The organism is Primorskyibacter flagellatus (assembly GCF_014638275.1).
Lineage (GTDB): Bacteria > Pseudomonadota > Alphaproteobacteria > Rhodobacterales > Rhodobacteraceae > Pseudooceanicola > Pseudooceanicola flagellatus_A.
The window spans coordinates 783,500-805,631 of sequence record NZ_BMFJ01000001.1; the positions used below are offsets into that span (position 1 = coordinate 783,500).

Genomic DNA, 22,132 nt, shown 5'->3' on the forward strand with positions numbered 1-22,132 from the left:
ATGGCAACGCTACTCCTCTCCGCCGCCGGGGCGGCCATCGGCGGATCGCTTGGCGGGACGGTGTTCGGCCTGTCTTCCGTCGTCGCCGGGCGCTTTGTCGGCGCGGTGATCGGGCGGGCGATCGACCAGCGGCTCATGGGACAGGGGGCGGAACCGGTGGAGACGGGGCGCGTCGACCGGCTGCGCATCATGGGCGCGGGCGAGGGCGATCCGGTGGCGCGGGTGCACGGGCGGATGCGGGTCGCGGGGCAGGTGATCTGGGCGACGCAGTTCGAGGAGATCGTGACGCGGTCCGGCGGCGGCAAGGGCGCGCCGCAGCCCGAGGTCCGGCGCTATTCCTACCGGGTGTCGCTGGCGATTGCGCTGTGCGAGGGCGAGATCGGCGGCGTGGGCCGGGTCTGGGCGGACGGGGCGGAGATCGCGACCTCGGAACTGTCCATGCGGGTCTACACCGGGTCCGCCGACCAACTGCCCGACCCGAAGATGGAGGCGGTGGAGGGCACCGGCGCGGTGCCCGCCTATCGCGGTACGGCCTACATCGTGCTGGAGGATCTGGCGCTGGAGCAATGGGGCAACCGGGTGCCGCAGTTCAGCTTCGAGGTGGTGCGCCCGGCCCCCGCCGACGTGGCCCCGGACGATCCGGCGCGGGCGATCCGGGCGGTGGCGATGCTGCCGGGGTCGGGGGAATACGCGCTGGCGACGACGCCGGTGCGGTTCGATCATGGCGCGGGGCGGGTTGAGATGGCGAATGTCAGCTCTCCGTCCGGACGCGCGGATTTCCCGACGGCGCTGGACCAGATGGCGGTGGACCTGCCGGAGTGCGAGCACGTCTCGCTGGTGGTGAGCTGGTTCGGGGACGACCTGCGCTGCGGGTTGTGCACGGTGCGGCCGCTGGTGGAGCAGGCAGAGCGGGACGGGTCGATGCCGTGGTCGGTCGCGGGGGTGAGCCGGGCGGCGGCGGGGCTGGTGCCGCAGGATCAGGGCCGGGCTATTTATGGCGGGACGCCCTCGGATGCCTCGGTGATCGAGGCGATCCGGGAGATGGTCGCGCGCGGGCAGAAGGTGATGGTCTATCCCTTCCTGCTGATGACGCAGATGGCGGGGAACGGGCTGGTTGATCCGTGGACCGGCGCGGCGGATCAGCCCGTGTTGCCGTGGCGGGGGCGGATCACCGGGGCCCTTGCGCCCGGCGTGTCGGGGTCACCGGACGGGACGGCGGCGGCGGAGGCGCAGGTGGCGGCGTTCTTCGGCACGGCGTCGGCTGCGGACTTCAGCGTGGGCGAGGGGGTGGTGAGCTATACCGGGCCGGCGGAGTGGAGTTACCGACGGTTCATTCTGCATCATGCGGCGCTGGCGGCAGCGGCGGGCGGGGTGGACGCTTTCTGCATCGGGTCGGAGATGCGGGGGCTGACGACCCTGCGCTCGGACTCGGGCTTTCCGGCGGTCACGGCGCTGAAGGCGCTGGCGGCGGAGGTGCGGGCGATCCTCGGCCCCTCGGTCAAGATCGGCTATGCGGCGGACTGGACGGAGTATGCGGGTTACACGCCGGAGGGGACGGCGGACCGGTACTTCCACCTCGACCCGCTCTGGTCGGATCAGAACGTCGATTTCGTCGGGGTGGACAACTATGTCCCGCTGTCGGACTGGCGCGACGGAGAGGGGCATCTGGATGCAACCTGGGGGGGAGTGCATGACCTCGACTACCTGAAGGCGAATATCGAAGGGGGCGAGGGCTATGACTGGTTCTACCATTCCGATCAGGCGCGGACGGCGCAGATACGGACCCCGATCACCGACGGGGCACATGGGGAGCCATGGATCTGGCGGGTGAAGGATTTCCGGTCGTGGTGGCAGAACGCTCATTTTGAGCGGATCGGCGGGGTACGCCAACTTGCCCCGACGGGGTGGGAGCCGATGTCCAAGCCGATCTGGTTCACGGAACTCGGCTGCGCGGCGGTGGACAAGGGCACGAACCAGCCGAACAAGTTTCTCGACGCGAAGTCGTCGGAGTCGTCTCTGCCGTATCATTCCACGGGGCGGCGGGACGATGTTATCCAGATGCAGTACCTGCGGGCCATGCTGTCCTACTGGTCTGAAAACAATGCGGTTTCGGCGGTGGACGGGCGCCACATGGTGGAGATGTCCCGCGCCCATGTCTGGGCCTGGGATGCGCGGCCCTGGCCGTGGTTCCCGAACCGGCGCGATTTCTGGTCCGACGGGGCGAACCATGCGCGGGGGCACTGGCTGTCGGGGCGCGGATCGGCGCGCTCGCTGGCCGGGCTGGTGCGGGAGATATGCGAACGGTCGGGCCTGTTCGCGATTGATGTCAGCGGATTGCATGGCGTGGTCTGGGGCTATGAGGAACCGGCGGGGGCCACGGGCCGGGCGGCGCTGCAGCCGCTCATGCTGCGTTTCGGCTTCGACGCGGTGGACCGCGACGGGGTGCTGGCCTTTGTCATGCGCGACGGGGCGGTTGACGGCGATCTGGACCCCGACCGGCTGGCGCTGGTGAAGGAGATCGACGGCACGCTGGAGGAGACGCGCGCGGCGGAGGCGGAGATGGCGGGGCGCGTGCGCGTCCGCTTCACGCTCAACGGCGGGGATTTCGAGACGGTGGCGGAGGAGGCGATCCTGCCGCGCGTCGACAGCGATACGGCGGCGGGGCAGGAGCTGCGGCTCGCCATGCTGCGGGGCGAGGGGCGGCAGGTGGCGGAACGCTGGCTGGCAGAGGCGCAGGTCGCGCGCGATACGGTGCGCTTTGCCCTGCCGCCGTCGATGGCGATGCGGGGGCCGGGGGATGTGGTGCGGATCGGGGAGGCGCCGGACCTCTGGCGGATCGACCGGGTGGAGCGGGGCGCGTCCATCATCGCAGAAGCCGTGCGCATCGACGCGGAGAGCTATCGCCCGGTCGACGTGGCGGACGAGGTCGCGCGGGTGGCGGAGTTCGTGCCGCCGGTGCCGGTGTTTCCGCTGTTCCTCGACCTGCCGCTGATGAGCGGGGAGGAGGTGCCGTATGCGCCGCATCTGGCGGTGACCGCGCAGCCCTGGCCGGGGACGGTCGGGGTTTATTCCAGCGGCGAGGATGCGGATTACCTGCTGGACCGGGTGATCGACCGGCGGGCCGTGATCGGGGTGACGACCGCACCGCTGGCCGCCGCCGCGCCGGGGCGCGTGGACCGGGGGGAGCCGCTGGCGCTGCGGCTGACCTCCGGCGCGCTGGAGTCGGTGACAGAGGCGGGGCTGCTGGCGGGGAAGAACCTGATGGCGATCGGCGACGGGACGCCCGGCGGGTGGGAGCTGTTCCAGTTCCGCGATGCGGTGCCGGCGGGGGACGGGGTCTGGCTGGTGAGCCACCGGCTGCGCGGGCAGCTTGGGACGGATGCGGGGATGCCTCCGTTCTGGCCCGCGGGGTCCTATGTGGTGCTGATGGACGGGGCGCCGGAACAGATCGGGCTGAGCCCGGCGCAGCGCGGGCTGGTGCGGCATTTCCGGATCGGTCCGGCGCGGCGTCCCTACGCGGACGGAAGCTATCGCCACGAGGTGCATGCCTTCGACGGAATGGGTCTGCGGCCGCTGTCCCCGGTGCATCTACGGGCCGAGGGCACCGGGGATCTGACGATCCGCTGGATCCGGCGCTCGCGCATCGGGGCGGACAGCTGGGACGGGCTCGACGTGCCGCTTGGCGAAGAGGCGGAGCGGTATCTGGTGCGTGTGATGGATGGCCCGCAGATCCTGCGGGAGGCCGAGGTGGGGGTGCCGGAATGGGTCTGGTCCGCGGCCGATCAGGCGGCGGACGGCGGGGCGGCAGGCCGTCGGGTCGAGGTGGCGCAGGTGTCGGCGGTGACGGGGCCGGGGGGCTGGGGGCGGCTGACGCTCTGACCCATTCGCGACGGAGATGGACCAGTTCACACCATTGCGTTTTGGGACCGGGTTGCTATCTGCTAGGGTGGCGGGAGCAGCGAAAAGGATTTCCCCATGGCGAACGTGCGCGCAAAGGTCTCTTCCGTCGATCCGGTCTGGGAGCGGATGACGCAGGAAGCGGAGCAGGCGATCCGGGACGAACCGCTGCTTGGCGGACAGATCCATTCGGCGCTGCTGCACCACCCGTCGATCGAAAACGCGCTGGCCTATCGCATCGCAATGAAGCTGACGAATTCGGAGATGTCCGAGCAGCTGATCCGCGAGATCTGCGACGAGGCCTACCGCGCCGATCCGGCGCTGGCGGCGGCGGCGCGTGCCGATATCGTCGCGACCTATGAGCGTGACCCGGCCTGCCACCGCTTCATCCAGCCGATGCTGTATTTCAAGGGTTTCCAGGCGGTGCAGAGCTATCGCGTGTCGCACTGGCTGTGGACCGAGGGACGCCGCGACCTGGCCTATTTCTTCCAGATGCGCTGTTCCGAGGTCTTTGGCATCGACATCCACCCGGCGGCCCGGATCGGGCAGGGGATCATGATCGACCACGCCCATTCCATCGTGATCGGGGAAACCGCGGTCGTCGGCAACAACGTGTCGATGCTGCATTCGGTGACGCTTGGCGGGACCGGCAAGGAAGACGACGACCGCCATCCCAAGATCGGCGACGGTGTGCTGATCGGGGCCGGGGCGAAGGTGCTGGGCAATATCAGGATCGGGCACTGCTCGCGCATTGCCGCCGGGTCGGTGGTGCTGCACAACGTGGAGCCCTGCAAGACGGTCGCCGGCGTTCCCGCCAAGGTCGTGGGCGAGGCCGGGTGCGATCAGCCGTCGCTGTCGATGAACCATCTGTTCGGGGGGTGACGCCCCCGGAAGGACGGCTCTCGGGGCGGCCTTCGGTACAGGGTGAGGACGGGTTGTCAGACCCGTCCTTTTTTTATGATGGCTCAGCCGCCCCGCTCAGTACCGGATGCGGCGGCGCAAGGCGGCGAACCCGGTCAGGCCCGCAGCGAGAAGCCAGGCGGCCGCGGGCAGGGGCACCGCGCCATCGGTGCCGCCAGCGACGGTCCAGACAGCCGAAAACTGGAAGGCGGTTGTATTCAGGGGTGACGTGGATACGCCGTTGTAAGCGGTCGTCCAGGTTCCCGAGACCAGTCGCACCACCGTTCCGTAGGCGGTGGTGCTGTCATTCGAGTACCAGGTCGTCGCCGCGGAGTTGGCGTAGGAATAGGAGGGGCCGTAAGAAATCGCCGTGATGTTGGCGACGTTCAGCGCGTCGCCCAGAATCCCGAGCGCCGCCTTGGTCGTCGCATAGTCCGTGAACACGTATGTGGTCGGAATTTCCGACTGACGGACGGTCGTGAAGGCCACATCGTAAAGCGTGCCGCCAACGTCGACGTTTTCCACGCCGATGGCCGTCGTGGTGCTGCCGGAGAGATACTGGATGGTCGCTGCTTCGCCGGAAACCGGGGCCAGAAGAAATGCGCCGAGTGCAAGCGCGGGAAGAGTAAAATTCTTGGTCATCTGCCTACCTGTCAAAAATTGGGTGTCGTCGCGCCGGACCTGACAGATGCCGACGGACGATGGTTCTAAGAATAAGGCAACGGAATAACGGAAACGGTTGCCTGTCAACGGAACTTCGGTTTCGCCCGTGCAATTGGGCGTTCTTCGGATTTCGGATGCGGCTGTTGCCTGCAGGATGGGCAGTGGTCCTGACCGGAGGCGCGCGCAGAAAGGCAGAGGCGGGTGCTCCTTGTAGCGCTTCCCGGGCTGACTCATTCCATGGTGTGCACCCTCCCCAATTCTTCCCTATCCCCAACCCTCCCCCCGAAGGAGGAGGGGATCCGTCGAGTGGGGAGGAGGTCTTTCGCGTCGGCAAGGGGGCCGTCGTGTTGGGTGGGGGCTCTTGCGCCGGAAACGGGAGGTATTGCGCGCTGTGGGCCCCTCTCAGTTCAGGCGCGGCGGCGCAGCAGGGTCAGGGCGCCGAGGCCGGACAGGATCAGCAGGCCGCCGGCGGGCAGGGGGACCGCAGGCATCACCGCATCGGTGAAGGCATCGGCGAGGACGGTCTGCACCCGCTCCGTCACATGCACGTTGTCCTGGAACAGATAGCCGAGGTCGCCGCTGCACAGAGCGGGGTTGGCTTCGGCGTCGATGCAGCCCTCGGTCGTGTTGGTGAAGCCAAGCGCGGCGGCATCGGCGAAGACGCCTTCGAGCAGGGCGAAGGTGTCGATGTAGCGGATGTCATGCGCGCCGGTGAGCGTGCCGAAGCGGGCCGTCAACGCGGCGTTGTAGGCCAGCGCGGCGGCGGTTCCGGAGGCGGCATCCCCGGGGGCGGCGTTTTCCGGCAGGCGGCCGAGGTTGGGCATTCCGAACACGACGAAATCGCCGAGCCCGGCGTCGATCAGCCGCTGCATGCCGGTGCCGATGGCCCCGACGGTATCCGCGATGACGCCGGGCGCGCTGGCGGAGTCGGGGATTTCCCGCAGATCGTTGCCACCGATGAACATGCCGACGACGGGGGTCGGCCCGAGGCTGAGACCCCCCGCGAGACTGAGCAGGAAGCTGTCGATCTGCAGGCCGAAATCGGGGATCAGGTCGCCAGCTTCGCCCTGCGCCTCGGCCCCGCCGAAAGCGTAGTTCGTCCCCCCGGCAAGCGCCGCCGTCGCGCCGAGCTGGGTCGCCCAGACATCGCCGTTGGTGAACTGGCCGTTCGGGTATCGGGTCGGGTTCGGCACAAGGCCGAAGGTCGTGATGGAGGCGTTGCCGCTGTCGCTGTAGCTGTCGCCGAAGACGATCAGGTCGCTGAAGGGGCCGATGCCGACAGCGGCGGCAGGTCCGGCGAGCAGGAGGCCGAGGGCGGTGGCAGAAAGGGTGTGACTGAATGTGCTGAACAAGGGATTTCCTCCGGTCGGATAATGGGTCCGTGGGGGAAATGTAGCACGGGACGTGCCGATCGCCGGAGCGGCGGGGTGCACAGGCGGGGCTGCGTCGGTTAGCCGGCTGAGAGGGCTGGGAAAAAAAATCCGGGCCGGAATGGGGCGGCGGCGGTGTCATTCCCGGACGGGTCCGGGAATGACGATGGCGTCAGATGGTCATTCTGTCACGGTGACCTTCACCATGCGGTCGGGTTCGCCGGACACGGCGCCGTTCTGGCCCTGGCCGCGCTTGATCGCGTCGACGATCTCCATCCCTTCGGTCACCTGGCCGACCACGGTGTACTGGCCATTCAGGAAGTGGCCCGGTGCGAACATGATGAAGAACTGGGAATTGGCGGAGTCGGGATCCTGCGACCGCGCCATGCCGACGACGCCGCGGTCGAAGGGCGTGTCGGTGAATTCGGCGGCGATGTCGGGCAGGTCCGATCCGCCCATGCCGGCGCGGCGCATGTCGCCGCCGTCCCTGGCGAACTGCACGTCCCCGGTCTGGGCCATGAAGCCTTCGATCACCCGGTGGAACCAGACGCCGTCATAGGCGCCGGATTCGGCGATGGCGGTGATCTGGGCGACGTGGTTGGGCGCGAGATCCTCGAACAGGTCGATGTGGACCGTGCCGTTGGCCTGCCCCGCGATTTCGACGTCGAGGCCGGTGGCGAAGGCCGGGGAGGCCGTCAGCACCAGCGCGAGCAGCGCGTTACGCATCGGCGGCCACCTTGACGGAGATCATGCGGTCCGGGTTCGCGGGCGGCTCGCCCCGGGTGATGGCGTCGACATGCTGCATGCCGTCGATGACCCGGCCGTAGACGGTGTACTGGCCGTTGAGGAAGTTGTTGTCGGAGAAGTTGATGAAGAACTGGCTGTTGGCCGAGTTCGGGTTGGAGGAGCGCGCCGCGCCAAGCGTGCCGCGGTCATGGGGCAGCTTGGAGAATTCGGCGGGCAGGTCGGGCAGGTCCGATCCGCCGGTGCCGGCCATGCGGGGGTTGTAGTCCTTTTCCATGTTGGCGTGCTGGACGTCGCCGGTCTGGGCCATGAAGCCGTCGATCACGCGGTGGAAGGCGACGTTGTCGTAGGCGCCTGCGCGGGCGAGTTCCTTCATGCGGGCGGCGTGCTGGGGGGCGACGTCGGGCAGAAGCTCGATCGTGACGGTGCCGCCCTTGAGTTCCATGAGGATGGTGTTTTCGGGGTCTTTGATGTCGGCCATTTGGTCCTCCTGTTCCGGGTTGGGGGAAGGTGTATGCGGGGTTGGGGGGAATGTGAAGGGCGGGGGCGTCCAAGACGGGAGGGCCGGGGCCTGTCCGCCGGGCGGGCGAGCATCGGATGTGGTCGTCACTTTATGGCGTCTTCACGTCGAACGATCGTACGGCGCGGTCGGCAGACAAGCGCCCGCCCGAGGGGGCGGACGGGCGCTGGACCGGCGGCACTGCGTGCCTTGTTCCGGTCCGGGTGCATCTGCCGGGCCGGGGCGGGTCGTCCAGCCCGTTGGACTGCCCCAATCCGCGCCCCGGACCGCCCATTGTTTCGCCCTTTTCCGCCGGTGGCGCTACCAGTGTTGACGGCCCATGCTGCGCACGCGAAAAGGCGCGCGACCATATTTCTCAGGAGTTTACGGCATGGGGTGGAAGACGCTCGACGACATGGACCTTACGGGCAAGCGGGTCCTGCTGCGGGTCGACATCAACGTGCCGGTGGAGAACGGGAAAGTGACCGACGCGACCCGGATCGAGCGGATCGTGCCCACGGTGGAGGACATCCTGTCAAAGGGCGGCAAGCCGGTGATCGTCGCGCATTTCGGGCGGCCCAAGGGCAAGGTCGTGCTGGACATGTCGCTGCGCCAGGTGCTGCCGGAGCTGCGCCGCGCGCTTGGCCATCCGGTCGCCTTCATCGAAACGCTGGAAGCCGCCGAGAACCCGACGCAGGAACAGGCGGAGGCCGAAGTCATCCTGCTGGAGAACATCCGATTTCATGCGGGGGAGGAGGCGAACGACCCGGCCTTCGCCGCGCGGCTGGCGAAGCTGGGTGACGTGTTCTGCAACGATGCGTTCAGCGCGGCGCACCGGGCGCATGCCTCGACCGAGGGGGTGGCGCATCTGATGCCCTCCTGCGCCGGGCGGCTGATGGAGGCGGAACTGGTGGCGCTGGAACGCGCGCTTGGCGATCCGATGCGCCCGGTGGTGGCGGTGGTCGGCGGAGCGAAGGTTTCGACGAAGCTGGACCTTCTCGGCAACCTCGTCAGCAAGGTGGATCATCTGGTGATCGGCGGGGGCATGGCGAACACCTTCCTCGCCGCGCAGGGCAAGGCGGTCGGCAAATCGCTGTGCGAGCATGATCTGGCCGACACGGCGCGGCAGATCCTGCGCATCGCCGAGGCGACGGGCTGCGAGATCGTGCTGCCCGAGGATGTGGTCGTCGCGCGGGAGTTCAAGGCGGGCGCCGCCTCGGAGGTGGTCGCGGCGGAGGACTGTCCGGAGGATGCGATGATCCTCGACGCCGGGCCGGAGGCGGTGAAGAAGATCGGCTACGTTTTGCAGGGCGCGCGCACGCTGATCTGGAACGGCCCGCTCGGTGCGTTCGAGATCCCGCCGTTCGACACCGCGACGAATGCGGCCGCCGCGCGGGCGGCGGAGCTGACGGAGAAGGGCCTGCTGGTGTCGGTCGCCGGGGGCGGGGACACGGTGGCGGCGCTGAACGGGGCCGGAGCGGCGGAGAAGTTCACCTATATCTCCACCGCCGGGGGCGCGTTCCTTGAGTGGATGGAAGGCAAGGTGCTGCCCGGAGTTGCGGCTCTGGGCGGGTGAGCGCTTCCGTTAGTGCCAAAAGGCTGGCCAGACGGGGCGGCGGTGACTAGAACCGGGGCGAGGGTCCGAGGGACCGCGCATTTTTCAAAGAGACGGGTTTCGACATGAGCAAAGACCAGCAGAAACAGCAGATTGCCGCCGGGAAGGGCTTTATCGCCGCGCTCGACCAGTCCGGGGGATCGACGCCCAAGGCGCTGAAGCTCTACGGGATTTCGGAGGATGCCTATTCCGGCGAGGCGGAGATGTACGGGCTGATCCACGACATGCGTGCCCGGATCATCAAGTCGCCCGCCTTCACCGGCGACAAGGTGGTCGGGGCGATCCTGTTCGAACGTACCATGGACGGCGATATCGACGGCATTCCGACCGCGCAGTACCTGTGGGAGAAGCGCCATGTCGTGCCGTTCCTGAAGGTCGACAAGGGTCTGGCGGACGAAAAGGACGGCGTGCAGGTGATGAAGCCGATGCCGGATCTGGATGCACTGCTTGAAAAGGGTGTGGCGAAGGGGATCTTCGGGACCAAGATGCGGTCGGTCATTTCGGCGGCCAACCCTGCCGGGGTCAAGGCGGTGGTGGCGCAGCAGTTCGAGGTGGGCAAGCAGATCCTCGGACATGGCCTCGTGCCGATCATCGAGCCGGAGGTGACGATCTCCATCGCCGACAAGGCGGAGGCGGAGTCGCTGCTGCTGGCGGAGATCGGCGCGGCGCTGGACGCGCTGCCCGAGGGGCAGGACGTGATGCTGAAGCTGACGCTGCCAGAGCAGGACAACCTCTACAAGCCGCTGGTCGATCATCCCCGCGTCATCAAGGTGGTGGCCCTGTCGGGCGGCTATTCGCGCGAGGAGGCCAATGCGCGCCTGTCCCGCCAGACCGGCATGATCGCATCCTTCTCGCGCGCGCTGACCGAGGGGCTTTCGGCGCAGCAGTCCGATGCGGATTTCGACGCGGTACTGGCGGAGACGATCGAGGGGATCTATCAGGCGTCGGTCGCCGGGTGACACGCGCCGGGGGGCTGCCGCCCCCCGGACCCCCTGCGGATACTTCGGGCAAGATGAAGGGAGCGGCGATGCGGTGGTTGGTGGTGGTACTGGGACTGGCGGCGGCTCCGGTTGCGGCGCAGGGGCTGGACGTGGAGTTCGACGTGCCCCGGGACGGCGAGGCCGCGGGCTGTGCCAGCAGCGTGGTCAAGGGGCTGAAGGCCGGGGGCGACGGGTTCCTGGCGGTGCGCAGCGGGCCGGGGGCCTCCTACGCGGAGCTGGACCGGCTGCACAACAAGGATGTGGTGGCCTATTGCGCCAGGAACGGCAAGTGGATCGGTATCGTCTACGGCAATCCCAAGCGGAAGGGCTGGGTGCACGGCAACTGGCTGGTGGACCTGGCGGGATAGGCCCCGTCTTTGTGATGGGGAATTAACCGGGGTTTAATCGGAAAGGGTTTCACAGGGCGAATCGCCTGTGGCATAGTGCGTGCACCACCCGTCAGAGGTGGACGAGGGCAAAATGAGCAATCTGGGGCGCCCGGCTTTTTCGGGGCTGATCTACTTCGCAGGCGTTTTCTGTGCCGGTCTGTACTTCACCTTCTCTGCCGTGCAGGGGGATATGGGGCTGTTCCGGCGTGCCGAGATCCAGGCGGACCGGGATTCCCTGGCCGAACAGCTGGACGGGCTGAAGGCGGATGTGGCGCGGATGGAGAACCTCACCAAACGCCTCTCGGACGACTACCTCGATCTCGATCTCCTGGACCAGCAGGCGCGCGACGTTCTGGGCGTGATGCGCGCGGACGAAATCGTCATCCGGTGATCCGGGTCCACCGGCCCCGCGGGGCCGGTGCCGTCGGTTTTGCGGTCAGCCCCGGCGGCGCAGGGCGCCGAGCCCGAACAGCCCGGTCAGCAGCAGTGGCAGGCCGGCGGGCAGCGGGATGGCCGGGGCGGAGCCGCCATAGACCACATCGTCCATGCCGTAGCCGTCGTTCTCCACGCCCCGGAAGGTGATGGTGGAGAAGGCCGCGTCGGAGACGAAGCCGAAGAACCGGACCTCTCCGATGCCCGCGACGGCAGGTGTCAGCGTCGCGCCGGCGACGTCGATCTCGGTCCTGACCACACCGTTGTTGAGGTCCGCGAACATGGCACCGAAGGCGAAGATCGGGCTGTCGAAGGTCAGGGTGAGGGAGGTGCCGAGGCCGTAGAGGATGTTCGCCACGGTCGATCCGTTCACGTTGAATTCGGGGAACTGGAGGGGCTGCGCGTCGATGGTGTTGCGCGGCGCGTCGTTCGGGTGGTCACTGGACAGCGAGAAGCCGCCGACGTCGACGGAATTGCCGTCGCCGTAGTAGCTGCCGGGGGTGTCGTCCTCGAAATCCTCGGTGCTGAGGGTCATGCCGGCGGTCGCCGTGGCGAAGGCGGCGGCGGTGTCATAGGTGAAGACCGCGGACTGGGCCGTGCCGGCGAGCAGGGACAGGGCGAGGGTCGTGCCCAGAAAGGTGGGGTTCGTCATCAGATGGCTCCTGTAGAAATGATTGGCGGGCCGGGGCGGAGCGCGAAGGGACCTCCCCGGAAATGTCTTGGTCGTGCGAAATGCGCAGGTCCTTCATACCGGCCGGGTTCCCTTGGGTAAACTACTTTATGCCCCGGATGCGGAGCGGCGCGTCATATTGACTCTCGTCAGAGGGCGGGACATTCTTTATTGAATAGTTCAACGTTAAACTATCGCACGGGAGGAGGCCCCGGATGGCAACCCGCAAATCCGCAGCGGCGGCGAAGAGCAACGTCTCGGCCGAGGAGCTGAAATCCTACTATCGCGACATGCTGCTGATCCGCCGGTTCGAGGAGAAGGCCGGCCAGCTGTACGGCATGGGGCTGATCGGGGGGTTCTGTCACCTCTACATCGGGCAGGAGGCGGTTGTCGTCGGGCTCGAAGCCGCGGCTGAGGAAGGGGACAAGCGCGTCACCTCCTACCGCGATCACGGGCACATGCTGGCCTGCGGGATGGACCCGGACGGGGTGATGGCGGAACTGACGGGGCGCGAGGGCGGCTATTCCAAGGGGAAGGGCGGCTCCATGCACATGTTCTCAAAGGAGAAGCATTTTTACGGCGGGCACGGAATCGTCGGGGCGCAGGTGCCGATCGGGGCGGGGCTGGCCTTTGCGGACAAGTATCTGGACAACAGCCGCGTGACCTTCGCCTATTTCGGCGACGGGGCGGCGAACCAGGGTCAGGTCTACGAGACGTTCAACATGGCCGCGCTGTGGAAGCTGCCGGTGGTCTTCGTGATCGAGAACAACCAGTACGCCATGGGGACGTCTCAGCAGCGCTCGACCTCGTCTCCGGACATCTACAAGCGGGGGGAGGCCTTCGGCATCCCCGGGCAGATGGTCGACGGGATGGACGTGCTGGCGGTGAAGGAGGCGGGGGAGACCGCGGTCGCGCACTGCCGCTCGGGCAAGGGGCCCTATATCCTGGAGGTGAAAACCTACCGCTATCGCGGGCATTCCATGTCGGACCCGGCCAAGTACCGGACCCGCGACGAGGTGCAGAAGATGCGGGAGGAGCGCGACGCGATCGAGCGGGTGCGCCACATGCTGATCGACGGCGGCCATGCGTCGGAAGACGACCTGAAAGCCATCGACAAGGAGATCAAGGACATCGTCAACAAGTCCGCCGACTTCGCCAAGGACAGCCCGGAGCCGGACGTGAGCGAACTGTGGACCGACATCTACGCCAGCGAGGTCCCGCAGGGCGAGGCGGCGGAGGCCTGACATGCCGCATTTCGAGATACATGTCAGCGACGGCGCGCGGGCGCGGGCGTTCTACACGGGTCTGTTCGGCTGGTCCTTCGCGGCCATGCCGGGAGGCGAGGAGATCGGGTACCAGCTGATCGAGGGCGCGGATATCGGCGAGGGCAAGGGCGTAACCGGCGGCATGATGAACCGCATGGGCGCGGCGCCCGCGGCCGGGTCCCCGGTGCGGGGCGGAACGATGACGTTCGACGTGGCCGATTGCGACGCCAGCTACGACTGGGCCCTTGCGCATGGCGGGGCGGAGGCGCTGCCGCCGATGGATTACCCCGGGGTGGGCCGCTGTGCCTATGTCGAGGACGGGGAAGGCAATATCGTGGGGATGATCTCTCCGCTCAAGGAGGACTGACATGGCGACCGAAGTGCTGATGCCCGCGCTGAGCCCGACGATGGAAGAGGGCACGCTGGCGAAATGGCTGGTGAAGGAGGGGGACAAGGTCTCCTCCGGCGATATTCTTGCGGAGATCGAGACCGACAAGGCGACGATGGAGTTCGAAGCCGTGGACGAGGGCGTCGTCGGCAAGATCCTGATCGAGGCCGGGACCGAGGGCGTGAAGGTCAACACGCCGATCGCCGTGATGGTCGAGGAAGGCGAGGAGGTCGGCGACGTCCCCGCGCCGACGTCCGAACCCGAGGCGAAGGACGAAGCGCCGAAGACGGAGGAGAAGACGGAGAAGGCCCCCGCAGAGGCGAAGGCGTCGGGAGGTTCCGCATCGGGTGCGGAACAGGTCCATTCGCAGGCCGGACCGGACTGGCCCGAGGGCACCGAACTGCGCCAGCAGACCGTGCGGGAGGCGCTGCGCGATGCCATGGCCGAGGAGATGCGGCGCGACGGCAATGTCTACCTCATGGGCGAAGAGGTGGCCGAATACCAGGGCGCCTACAAGGTATCTCAGGGGCTGCTGGACGAATTCGGGGCCAAGCGGGTCATCGACACGCCGATCACCGAACACGGGTTCGCGGGGATCGCGGTCGGCGCGGCCTTCGGGGGGCTGCGTCCGATTGTCGAATTCATGACCTTCAACTTCGCGATGCAGGCGATTGACCAGATCATCAACTCGGCCGCCAAGACTCTTTACATGTCCGGCGGCCAGATGGGCGCGCCGATGGTGTTCCGCGGTCCGAATGGCGCGGCGGCCCGCGTGGGCGCGCAGCACAGCCAGGACTACGCGGCGTGGTATTCGGCCATTCCGGGGCTGAAGGTGGCGATGCCCTATTCGGCCTCGGACGCGAAGGGGCTGCTGAAGTCGGCGATCCGCGATCCGAACCCGGTGATCTTCCTGGAAAACGAGATCATGTACGGCAAGTCCTTCGACGTGCCGGTGATGGAAGACTTCACCGTCCCCTTCGGCAAGGCCCGGATCTGGCGCGAGGGGAGCGATGTCACCATCGTCAGCTTCGGCATCGGCATGACCTATGCCCTCGAGGCGGCGGACCGGCTGGCGGAGGAGGGCATCAGCGCCGAGGTCATAGACCTGCGCACGCTGCGCCCGATCGACTATGACACGCTGATCGCGTCGGTCCGGAAGACCAACCGCTGCGTGACGGTGGAGGAGGGCTTCCCCGTCGGCTCCATCGGCAACCATTTGTCGGCCTACATCATGCAGAACGCCTTCGATTACCTCGACGCGCCGGTCATCAACTGCACGGGCAAGGACGTGCCGATGCCCTATGCGGCGAACCTCGAGAAGCTGGCGCTCGTGACCACGGACGAGGTGGTCGCGGCGGTCAAGCAGGTGACCTACCGATGATCCGCCTGTCCCTTCATCTTGCCGTAAATACTCCGGGGAGCGCGAGGGGCTGGCCCCTCGCCGGTGGCCCCGGTTCCCGCGCCGACAACAGGAGCTGATCCCATGCCCACGGAAATCCTGATGCCCGCCCTGTCCCCGACCATGGAGGAGGGGACGCTGGCGAAATGGCTGGTGAAGGAGGGGGACACGGTGTCCTCCGGCGACCTGCTGGCGGAGATCGAGACGGACAAGGCCACGATGGAATTCGAGGCCGTGGACGAAGGCGTGATCGGCAAGCTGCTGGTTGCCGCCGGAACCGAGGGGGTGAAGGTCAACACCGCCATCGCCGTGCTGCTTGAGGACGGGGAGTCCGCGGAGGATATCGGGTCGACCGCGAAGGCGGAGGCGGCGCCGGCGAAGGAGGATGCCACCGAGGGTGACACGGCTCCGGCCAAGGCAGAGGCGAAACCGGCGGCCCCGGCCGACGCGGCTGCGGCCCCGGCGGCGCCGAAGAAGGATGGGGAGCGGGTCTTCGCCTCTCCTCTGGCGCGGAGGATCGCGGCGGAGAAGGGGCTGGATCTGACGCAGATCGCCGGGTCGGGCCCGAAGGGACGGATCGTGAAGGCGGATGTGGAGGGGGCGAAGGCTCCGGCGGCGGGGACGGCTGCGCAGAAGGCGGATGCGCCTGCGGGCAAGGCGGCCTCGGCCAGGGTCGCGCCGGCCGGTCCGTCGACGGAGACAGTCCTCAGGATGTATGCCGACCGTGAGGTCACCGAGGTCAAGCTGGACGGGATGCGCAAGACCATCGCCGCCCGCCTGACCGAGGCCAAGCAGACCATCCCGCATTTCTACCTGCGCCGGGACATCAGGCTGGATGCGCTGATGGCCTTCCGGTCGCAGCTGAACGGCCAGCTCGAGAAGCGGGGCGTGAAGCTGTCGGTCAACGACTTCATCATCAAGGCCTGCGCGCTGGCGCTGCAGCAGGTTCCGGCGGCCAATGCGGTCTGGGCAAATGACCGGATATTGCAACTCACGCCGTCCGACGTCGCGGTGGCCGTGGCGATCGAAGGCGGGCTGTTCACCCCGGTTCTCAAGGATGCGGACAAGAAAAGCCTGTCTTCCCTGTCGGTTGAGATGAAGGACCTGGCCGCGCGCGCCCGCGACCGCAAGCTGGCGCCGCATGAATACCAGGGCGGGTCGTTCGCTATTTCCAACCTCGGAATGTTCGGAATTGATAATTTTGACGCGGTCATCAACCCGCCGCACGGGGCCATTCTCGCGGTCGGTGCGGGGGTGAAGAAACCGGTCGTCGGGGCGGATGGCGGGGTCGAGGTGGCGACGGTCATGTCCGTCACGCTCTCCGTCGACCACCGGGTGATCGACGGCGCACTCGGGGCGGAGCTTCTGGCGGCAATCGTCGACGGGCTGGAAAACCCGATGGCCATGCTGGCCTGAACGGCGCGAGGGGCCGGGGCGCGGGCCTGATCCGCGGCGCTCCGGTCGGCGTCGGGGGGGGCGGTATTGGCGTCGGGTTTTACGGAAGTTGAATGCCCGGTATTGCCTCGTCCCGCGATCAGACGGAACCGCCGGCGCACGGCCCGCATTTTCAGACCGGGGGCGTTTCGCGATGGCGCGACTGAAACCGCGCTCTTGCAATTGGGCCTTTCTTGCGACTGGATATTGGAAACGACCGGTGCCAATCTGCGCCGGTCCGGTTCTTCGGTTCGTTTCCATGGTCGGGAGCATTCATGAAACTACTTTCCACATCCGCCATTGTTTTTATCCTGACATCCGGCGCGTCCTTGGCCGCGACCTGCACCATGCCAATGCCGCTGGCTGACGGCGATACAATCACCTGCTCGGCAAGCACCCTGACCTATTTCGACCGGATTGACGCCGGATCGTTCCACGATCTCGATATAATCGTGACCGGTTCGGCGGTGGTCGGCGACGATATTTCCGCACCGCCGTCGTCAGGCGGCACTCCGGTCATCGGTGCCGGAGACCGGGCTGACATACACGTAACCGAAAAGGCAGCGGTGTCGTCCACGGGTCCGAATGCGCCGGGCATCGTGGCGGGACAAGATGTCCGCTTCATCAACAATTCCGGGACAATTACCACCGTCGGCGCGAACTCGGGCGGGATCCGTGTGGGTGTAGATGCGGAGGTCTGGAACGACAGAACAGGCATCATTCACGCGCTTGGTACTGGCTCGGTCGGGATTGAGGCGCATGACGATTCCGTCGTTGTGAACTACGGTAAGATCATCGCGGGTGGGAACGGGATCAATACCGGCGATAGTTCATATATTGCAAATGAGAGCTCAATCGAGGCCGCCGCTGTAGGGGTCCAGACGGGCAACAATTCTTTTGTGGAGACCTGGGCCTTTGTGGACGCGGGGAGCGTCGGGGTCGTTTTAGGTGATTATGCATCCGTTGCGAATCGCGGTCGTATCAGTGCCATCGGCGACGGTGTTCAGGCTGGATATTCGAGCGTGGTCTACACAACCGCCGGAATCGTGGCAGGCGCGAACGGAGTCGTCGCAGGGGATATGGCGGTTGTTCGGAACCTGGGTGGCATCTCTGCGGGGATGGATGGGATCAAAGTGGGCAATGGGGGGGGCAGTGCTGAACGTCTGAGTTACGTCTATAGCGACATCAGTATCCGCGCGGGTAAGAGAGGAGTAACGGGCGGCGACAATTTAGTGATTGAAAACCACGGGACGATTGTGGCGCAGGAAGACGCTGTCCAAGTCGGCGAGAATGCTTCTATTTACAATGGAGGCACCATCGAAAATGACGGCCCCGGCGGTGAGGATGCCCAAGACGCCATCGATCTCAAGAGCGGTAAAATACACAACTACAGAACGATCCGCTCAACTGTGGGGGCGGGTATCCATTTCCAACAGAGCACCACCGACAGCTCCATCTACAACGATGGTACGATCAGCGGAACCACAGGCGTGCTGGTCGAAAAGGACGAAGCCGCCGGTGCCAATACCGCCGCGCAGGTCATCGACAACAGCGGGCTGATCGAAGGTACGGGTGGTCTCGCCCTCGACCTGGGGGCGGGCAACGACAGTTATACGCAGAACGGCTACAGCAGGCTGATCGGCGGTGCGGATTTCGGTGCGGGCGAGGACGCGTTTATCATGCACGGAAACCCGTTCGGAATTCTCGGCGGATCGCAGAGCGCTCTTTTCGATGGTGGTGACGGAGTCGACCTGTTTCATTTTACCGTCTACAGCTTTTCGGAGCTGACCTCTCTCACCTACACCTCGGGCATCTTCAGCCTGACCTTCACCATCGGGGCGGATGAGCTTTTCCTGCGGATCACCTCGTGGGAGAACATCTTCTTCTCCGACCGCAAGTTCACGGCGGCGCAGCTGGCGGCAGAGGCGACCCCGGCGGTGCCGCAGCCGGCGGGCGCGGTGCTGATGCTGGGGGCGCTTGGCGGTCTGGGGCTGATGCGCCGCAAGGGCTGAGGCACGGGCGGGTATCGCAACGGGCGGCTCCGGGGGACCGGGGCCGTTTTCTTTTCGGGTGGGGGCGGGCGCCGGGCCGGGGGGCGTTTGCGGTACAGCGCGGTGGGCGCAGGGCGGCATGGTCCGCGTGGCATCGCCACAAGGCGCCGCACATCCCAGCCTGTCGTGTTCGCGCTCTGCCGAAAGGCGGATTACCCCATGAATTTCCGCAGCATCGCGTCGACCTCCGAACCCGGCACCGTCTTCTTGAGCATGGCAAAGCTGCCGTCCTCCACGATCTCCTGGAAGGCGTCCATGATGCGGCGCTGTGCGGCGCGCAGCAGGCCGCCGCCGAGGGAGATGCGGGCGACGCCGATGCGGGCGAAATCCTCGCGCGTGTAGCTGGCAAAGTTCCCGGCGGCGAGCGCGTTGACCGGCGTCTTCGTCATCGCGCAGATGGCGGCGAGGTCGTCGAAGGTGGGCGGGATCGGGGCGTAGAGGCAATCCGCGCCGGCCTCGTCGAAGGCGCGCAGGCGGGCGGTGGCTTCCTCCATCCCATATGCGCCGTTGAGGATTCCGTCGGCGCGGGCGACCAGAACGAAGTCGCGGGGCAGGGCGCGGGCGGCGGCGATGGCGGCCTTTATGCGCTCGATGGCGAGGTCGCGGGCGTAGGGGGTGCGGTCGGCGGGATTGTCCTCGATCGAGATACCGGCGAGGCCGATCTCCGCCGCGAGGCGCACGGTTTCGGCGACGGTGTCGGGATCGGCGCCGAAGCCGTCCTCGAAATCGCCCGAGACGGGAAGGGGCGTGGCGGAGACGAGGTCCTGGGCATGGGCCAGCGCCTGGTCCCGGGTGATGTTGCCGTCGGGCAGGCCGAGCGTGAAGGCATAGGCGGAGGAGGAGGTGGCCAGCGCCTCGGCCCCCATGGCGGCGAGCATGCGGGCGGAGCCGATGTCCCAGGCGTTTGCCAGAACGAACGGTTTTCCGGGCTGGTGAAGGGCGCGGAACGCGGGACCGGGATCGTGCATGGGAACCTCCACTGAATAACCGACCTGAGTGCGCGCAGGATTGGCCGGGGCCGGGACAGTTGCAAGGACAAAGCGTGACGGTTCGGGCGGGGCCGAAGGGTCAGCTCTCCGCGTCGCGGTCGTGAAGGGCCATGCCGGGGAAGGCGGGCAGCCAGGGTTCCCGGCGGATCGTCCAGACCTCGTAATCCGGGACAAGGGCGCCGGGGGTATCCAGGGTGCCGAGGTGGAGTTCGCAGGTGTCCCCGTCCATGGCAAAGACGGAGGACCCGCAGGTCGGGCAGAAGTGCCGCCCGCGGAAGCTGCGGGTGTCGCCGGTGATCTGCACCTGCGCGGCGGGGTACATGGCGGCGGCGTAGAAGACCGCGCCGTGATGCTTGCGACAGTCGAGGCAATGGCAGATGCCGATGCGGTCGGGCTGCCCCGTGGCGGTGATGCGGACGCCGCCGCAGAGGCAGCCACCCTCATGTCGTGAAACGGTCATTCCGGATGCTCCGGGCGGGGTGGCAGGGCAGCCTGAGCCTTTTTCGTCAGGCCGGAGCGGATGATGTCGTAGGAGACGAGAAGGCGGTCGCGGAGCAGGCGTTCTTCCGTGCCCCAGGGCAGCAGGACCCAGCTCTTGTGGAAATAGGGCGCGCGTTGCGCATCGCCGTTTTCGATCATCATCGCCGCGAACTCCGGATCCGCCGTCTTGACCGCGACGCCCGGCGTGACGGAGCCGATGCAGGCGAACATCTTGCCGCCGACCTTCCAGGCGTCGTGGCCGCCGCCCCAGGGGTCGGAGACCTCGGCGCCGGGCAGGGTTTCGCAAACGGAACGGACGAGGTCACGGGTCATGGCGGCAGGGTGGCAGGCCGGTCGCGGGGGCGCAAGCACGGCGTTTGCGCACGCAGGGCCCGGGCCGCGTGACGCTCTGTGCGGCGGCGCCGGGATGCTGGCGGAAGATTGCCGAAAGGCGGGGCGCTTCTGGCCCGCAAGAGCGCGGCGGAGAAGGATTTTCCTTTTTGTTTCAGCGACTCGGATATGATGGGGCCGTTACCAACTTTTTTCAGGACAGATTATGATCAGACAGACTCTCGGCGCGGCGCTGGCCGTGCTGCTGCTTGCCGGTGCGGCCAGGGCAGCGAGCTATTACGCCACGGGCGATTTCCAGGGCAGCGATTTCGACACGGGTGCGACCTATTCCGCGTCCGGCCCGGTGCGGTTCGCCCTGTCCTTCACGGCCGACCGGCTGGAGCCGAACCGGGTGGAAGGCACCATGAGTCACCTTACACCGTTCTCGATCTCGGGGACGGAGATGACCTTGGCCAATACCGGATTCGCCGTGGTCGGCGCGCCCGTACTGACAAACAGGCTGGCGCTGGTTCTCTACGGCCAGATGCTTGGCGGGGCCATCGGCAGCAACACGGTCGATTTCCAGGTGACGTTCGGTGCAGACGGCGCGGTTCTGCCGGATTTCGGCGACACCATCACGATGCCGGTCGCCGCTTTCTTTCTGACCAACCCCGGTGTGACAGGTGTCGGCCAGGCGCGGCAGTTTTCCGGCGTGGTGCGGATCTTGAACACGGACACCGGGGTGGTGCCAGTGCCGGCGTCGATGCCGCTGATCCTCGTGGCATTTGGCGGGCTTGCACTGGCCAGACGGCGGCGCTGAACCGGAAGGGGCTTGGCGGGGCGGGGGGAATCTGGGCTGATGGCGGCATGAGCCTCTCCGGTCCCCTTGCCGTCATCGCCGACATCCACGGAAACGCGCTTGCCCTTGCGGCGGTGCTTGACGATATCGCGGCGCTTGGCGTGACACGGGTGGTCAATCTGGGCGACGTGTTCTCCGGCCCGATGGATCCGGCGGGGGTCTGGGACCTGCTGAAGGGGCGGGACATCCTGACCGTGCGGGGCAACCATGACCGCGCGCTGGTCGACTTTGCCCCCGAGGAGATGTGGGAGACCGACCGCCTGACCCATGGGTTGTTGCCTGCCGAGGCGTTCGACTGGATCCGCGCTCTGCCGGCGGAGGCGCGGCTGGAGGGGGTCTACCTCTGCCACGGCACGCCCGGACAGGACGATGTCTACTGGGCCGAGCTGGTCGAGGGCGGCCGGATGGTGCCCGCCCCGCCGGACCGGATCGAGGCGCTGGCCGGGCCGGTGACGGAGGGGCTGATGCTTTGCGGGCATACGCATATCCCGCGGGTGGTACGGCTGCGCGACGGGCGGCTGCTGGTCAATCCCGGCTCGGTCGGCTGCCCCGGCTACACGGACGACCGGGCGCCCGCGCATGTGATGATGACCGGGACCCCGACGGCAAGCTATGCGGTGGTCGAGGCCGGGACGGCGGGCTGGTCGGTGACGCATCGTTCGGTCTGCTACGACTGGGATGCGGCGGCAGAGCAGGCGCGGGGGCACGGGCGGGCGGACTGGGCGAAGGTGGTCGGAACGGGATGGTTGTGACCTGGTTTCGGGGGCAGGACGGGAAT

General features: G+C 67.1%; 21 protein-coding genes. 13 read left to right on the top strand and 8 right to left on the bottom strand.

All coding sequences use genetic code 11. The features are described 5' to 3' along the window. A complete protein-coding gene (locus IEV87_RS03945) occupies positions 1–3,879 on the top strand; it encodes a baseplate multidomain protein megatron (protein WP_188476367.1) in 3,879 nt (1,292 codons plus the stop codon). 96 nt (positions 3,880–3,975) lie between these two features. Next, positions 3,976–4,779 (top strand): serine O-acetyltransferase, encoded by an 804-nt coding sequence (gene cysE, locus IEV87_RS03950; protein WP_188476368.1) that lies wholly within the window; start codon positions 3,976–3,978, stop codon positions 4,777–4,779. A gap of 96 nt (positions 4,780–4,875) precedes the next feature. Here cysE and IEV87_RS03955 read toward each other — a convergent pair whose 3' ends face one another. The 4 genes from IEV87_RS03955 to IEV87_RS03970 all read right to left on the bottom strand — a co-directional run bounded on the left by IEV87_RS03955 (position 4,876) and on the right by IEV87_RS03970 (position 8,055). Then, positions 4,876–5,439 (bottom strand): VPLPA-CTERM sorting domain-containing protein, encoded by a 564-nt coding sequence (locus IEV87_RS03955; RefSeq protein WP_188476369.1) that lies wholly within the window; start codon positions 5,437–5,439, stop codon positions 4,876–4,878. 428 nt (positions 5,440–5,867) lie between these two features. Continuing rightward, a complete protein-coding gene (locus IEV87_RS03960; protein WP_188476370.1) occupies positions 5,868–6,812 on the bottom strand; it encodes an SGNH/GDSL hydrolase family protein in 945 nt (314 codons plus the stop codon). A 198-nt stretch (positions 6,813–7,010) separates the two neighbouring features. Continuing rightward, complete coding sequence (locus tag IEV87_RS03965) at positions 7,011–7,556, bottom strand: peptidylprolyl isomerase (RefSeq protein WP_188476371.1); 546 nt, start codon at positions 7,554–7,556, stop codon at positions 7,011–7,013. After that, positions 7,549–8,055: a peptidylprolyl isomerase gene (locus IEV87_RS03970; protein ID WP_188476372.1), complete on the bottom strand. Its 507-nt coding sequence runs from the start codon at positions 8,053–8,055 to the stop codon at positions 7,549–7,551. The genes IEV87_RS03965 and IEV87_RS03970 overlap by 8 nt, the downstream gene beginning before the upstream one ends. 409 nt (positions 8,056–8,464) lie before the next feature. Between IEV87_RS03970 and IEV87_RS03975 the strand changes: the two genes are divergently transcribed. The 4 genes from IEV87_RS03975 (at position 8,465) to IEV87_RS03990 (ending at position 11,448) form a co-directional block, all read left to right on the top strand. After that, positions 8,465–9,649, top strand: coding sequence for a phosphoglycerate kinase (locus tag IEV87_RS03975; RefSeq protein ID WP_188476373.1), 1,185 nt, complete (start codon positions 8,465–8,467; stop codon positions 9,647–9,649). Between the two features lie 104 nt (positions 9,650–9,753). Further along, a complete protein-coding gene (locus tag IEV87_RS03980) occupies positions 9,754–10,647 on the top strand; it encodes a fructose bisphosphate aldolase (RefSeq protein ID WP_188476374.1) in 894 nt (297 codons plus the stop codon). Positions 10,648–10,715: 68 nt separating this feature from the next. After that, positions 10,716–11,036, top strand: a complete 321-nt coding sequence (locus IEV87_RS03985; RefSeq protein WP_188476375.1) for an SH3 domain-containing protein — start codon at positions 10,716–10,718, stop codon at positions 11,034–11,036. Positions 11,037–11,148: 112 nt separating this feature from the next. Then, positions 11,149–11,448: an FtsB family cell division protein gene (locus IEV87_RS03990; RefSeq protein WP_188476376.1), complete on the top strand. Its 300-nt coding sequence runs from the start codon at positions 11,149–11,151 to the stop codon at positions 11,446–11,448. Positions 11,449–11,493: 45 nt separating this feature from the next. Here the strand turns inward: IEV87_RS03990 and IEV87_RS03995 are convergent, their stop codons facing one another. Next, complete coding sequence (locus IEV87_RS03995; protein WP_188476377.1) at positions 11,494–12,141, bottom strand: VPLPA-CTERM sorting domain-containing protein; 648 nt, start codon at positions 12,139–12,141, stop codon at positions 11,494–11,496. A 233-nt stretch (positions 12,142–12,374) separates the two neighbouring features. Here IEV87_RS03995 and pdhA point away from each other — a divergent pair, with 233 nt between their 5' ends. The 5 genes from pdhA (at position 12,375) to IEV87_RS04020 (ending at position 18,657) form a co-directional block, all read left to right on the top strand. Then, positions 12,375–13,403, top strand: a complete 1,029-nt coding sequence (gene pdhA, locus IEV87_RS04000; protein ID WP_188476378.1) for a pyruvate dehydrogenase (acetyl-transferring) E1 component subunit alpha — start codon at positions 12,375–12,377, stop codon at positions 13,401–13,403. Position 13,404: 1 nt separating this feature from the next. Continuing rightward, the gene (locus IEV87_RS04005) at positions 13,405–13,791 is read left to right on the top strand and encodes a VOC family protein (RefSeq protein ID WP_188476379.1); all 387 of its coding nucleotides are present in this window, start codon (positions 13,405–13,407) and stop codon (positions 13,789–13,791) included. 1 nt (position 13,792) lies between these two features. Beyond that, positions 13,793–15,193: a pyruvate dehydrogenase complex E1 component subunit beta gene (locus IEV87_RS04010; protein WP_188476380.1), complete on the top strand. Its 1,401-nt coding sequence runs from the start codon at positions 13,793–13,795 to the stop codon at positions 15,191–15,193. A gap of 102 nt (positions 15,194–15,295) precedes the next feature. Further along, entirely contained in the window at positions 15,296–16,627 is a 1,332-nt protein-coding gene (locus IEV87_RS04015; RefSeq protein ID WP_188476381.1) for a pyruvate dehydrogenase complex dihydrolipoamide acetyltransferase, read from the top strand. 293 nt (positions 16,628–16,920) lie between these two features. Further along, a complete protein-coding gene (locus IEV87_RS04020; protein WP_188476382.1) occupies positions 16,921–18,657 on the top strand; it encodes a VPLPA-CTERM sorting domain-containing protein in 1,737 nt (578 codons plus the stop codon). Between the two features lie 191 nt (positions 18,658–18,848). Here the strand turns inward: IEV87_RS04020 and IEV87_RS04025 are convergent, their stop codons facing one another. The 3 genes from IEV87_RS04025 to IEV87_RS04035 form a co-directional block, all read right to left on the bottom strand. Next, the gene (locus IEV87_RS04025) at positions 18,849–19,664 is read right to left on the bottom strand and encodes an isocitrate lyase/PEP mutase family protein (RefSeq protein ID WP_188476383.1); all 816 of its coding nucleotides are present in this window, start codon (positions 19,662–19,664) and stop codon (positions 18,849–18,851) included. A gap of 100 nt (positions 19,665–19,764) precedes the next feature. Next, positions 19,765–20,145, bottom strand: a complete 381-nt coding sequence (locus tag IEV87_RS04030) for a GFA family protein (RefSeq protein ID WP_188476384.1) — start codon at positions 20,143–20,145, stop codon at positions 19,765–19,767. Beyond that, the gene (locus IEV87_RS04035) at positions 20,142–20,498 is read right to left on the bottom strand and encodes an MmcQ/YjbR family DNA-binding protein (protein WP_188476385.1); all 357 of its coding nucleotides are present in this window, start codon (positions 20,496–20,498) and stop codon (positions 20,142–20,144) included. Before IEV87_RS04035 ends, IEV87_RS04030 begins: the two co-directional genes overlap by 4 nt. Before the next feature lie 223 nt (positions 20,499–20,721). On the opposite strand from IEV87_RS04035, the gene IEV87_RS04040 reads away from it, so the two are divergent. Both IEV87_RS04040 and IEV87_RS04045 read left to right on the top strand, forming a co-directional pair. Then, a complete protein-coding gene (locus IEV87_RS04040) occupies positions 20,722–21,315 on the top strand; it encodes a VPLPA-CTERM sorting domain-containing protein (RefSeq protein WP_188476386.1) in 594 nt (197 codons plus the stop codon). Positions 21,316–21,362: 47 nt separating this feature from the next. Next, positions 21,363–22,106 (top strand): metallophosphoesterase family protein, encoded by a 744-nt coding sequence (locus IEV87_RS04045; protein WP_188476387.1) that lies wholly within the window; start codon positions 21,363–21,365, stop codon positions 22,104–22,106. The last annotated feature ends 26 nt before the right edge of the window (positions 22,107–22,132 follow it).

What these genes read in the sequence shown, in the direction of transcription:
- pdhA (WP_188476378.1), top strand. Translation starts at nt 12,375, where the DNA reads ATGGCAACCCGCAAATCCGCAGCGGCGGCGAAGAGCAACGTCTCGGCC.
- IEV87_RS03945 (WP_188476367.1), top strand. Translation starts at nt 1, where the DNA reads ATGGCAACGCTACTCCTCTCCGCCGCCGGGGCGGCCATCGGCGGATCG.
- IEV87_RS03980 (WP_188476374.1), top strand. Translation starts at nt 9,754, where the DNA reads ATGAGCAAAGACCAGCAGAAACAGCAGATTGCCGCCGGGAAGGGCTTT.
- IEV87_RS04010 (WP_188476380.1), top strand. Translation starts at nt 13,793, where the DNA reads ATGGCGACCGAAGTGCTGATGCCCGCGCTGAGCCCGACGATGGAAGAG.
- IEV87_RS04040 (WP_188476386.1), top strand. Translation starts at nt 20,722, where the DNA reads ATGATCAGACAGACTCTCGGCGCGGCGCTGGCCGTGCTGCTGCTTGCC.
- IEV87_RS04045 (WP_188476387.1), top strand. Translation starts at nt 21,363, where the DNA reads ATGAGCCTCTCCGGTCCCCTTGCCGTCATCGCCGACATCCACGGAAAC.
- IEV87_RS04020 (WP_188476382.1), top strand. Translation starts at nt 16,921, where the DNA reads ATGAAACTACTTTCCACATCCGCCATTGTTTTTATCCTGACATCCGGC.
- IEV87_RS04035 (WP_188476385.1), bottom strand. Translation starts at nt 20,498, where the DNA reads ATGACCCGTGACCTCGTCCGTTCCGTTTGCGAAACCCTGCCCGGCGCC.
- IEV87_RS03955 (WP_188476369.1), bottom strand. Translation starts at nt 5,439, where the DNA reads ATGACCAAGAATTTTACTCTTCCCGCGCTTGCACTCGGCGCATTTCTT.
- IEV87_RS04005 (WP_188476379.1), top strand. Translation starts at nt 13,405, where the DNA reads ATGCCGCATTTCGAGATACATGTCAGCGACGGCGCGCGGGCGCGGGCG.
- IEV87_RS04025 (WP_188476383.1), bottom strand. Translation starts at nt 19,664, where the DNA reads ATGCACGATCCCGGTCCCGCGTTCCGCGCCCTTCACCAGCCCGGAAAA.
- IEV87_RS03990 (WP_188476376.1), top strand. Translation starts at nt 11,149, where the DNA reads ATGAGCAATCTGGGGCGCCCGGCTTTTTCGGGGCTGATCTACTTCGCA.
- IEV87_RS03975 (WP_188476373.1), top strand. Translation starts at nt 8,465, where the DNA reads ATGGGGTGGAAGACGCTCGACGACATGGACCTTACGGGCAAGCGGGTC.
- IEV87_RS03965 (WP_188476371.1), bottom strand. Translation starts at nt 7,556, where the DNA reads ATGCGTAACGCGCTGCTCGCGCTGGTGCTGACGGCCTCCCCGGCCTTC.
- cysE (WP_188476368.1), top strand. Translation starts at nt 3,976, where the DNA reads ATGGCGAACGTGCGCGCAAAGGTCTCTTCCGTCGATCCGGTCTGGGAG.
- IEV87_RS04030 (WP_188476384.1), bottom strand. Translation starts at nt 20,145, where the DNA reads ATGACCGTTTCACGACATGAGGGTGGCTGCCTCTGCGGCGGCGTCCGC.
- IEV87_RS03985 (WP_188476375.1), top strand. Translation starts at nt 10,716, where the DNA reads ATGCGGTGGTTGGTGGTGGTACTGGGACTGGCGGCGGCTCCGGTTGCG.
- IEV87_RS03970 (WP_188476372.1), bottom strand. Translation starts at nt 8,055, where the DNA reads ATGGCCGACATCAAAGACCCCGAAAACACCATCCTCATGGAACTCAAG.
- IEV87_RS03995 (WP_188476377.1), bottom strand. Translation starts at nt 12,141, where the DNA reads ATGACGAACCCCACCTTTCTGGGCACGACCCTCGCCCTGTCCCTGCTC.
- IEV87_RS04015 (WP_188476381.1), top strand. Translation starts at nt 15,296, where the DNA reads ATGCCCACGGAAATCCTGATGCCCGCCCTGTCCCCGACCATGGAGGAG.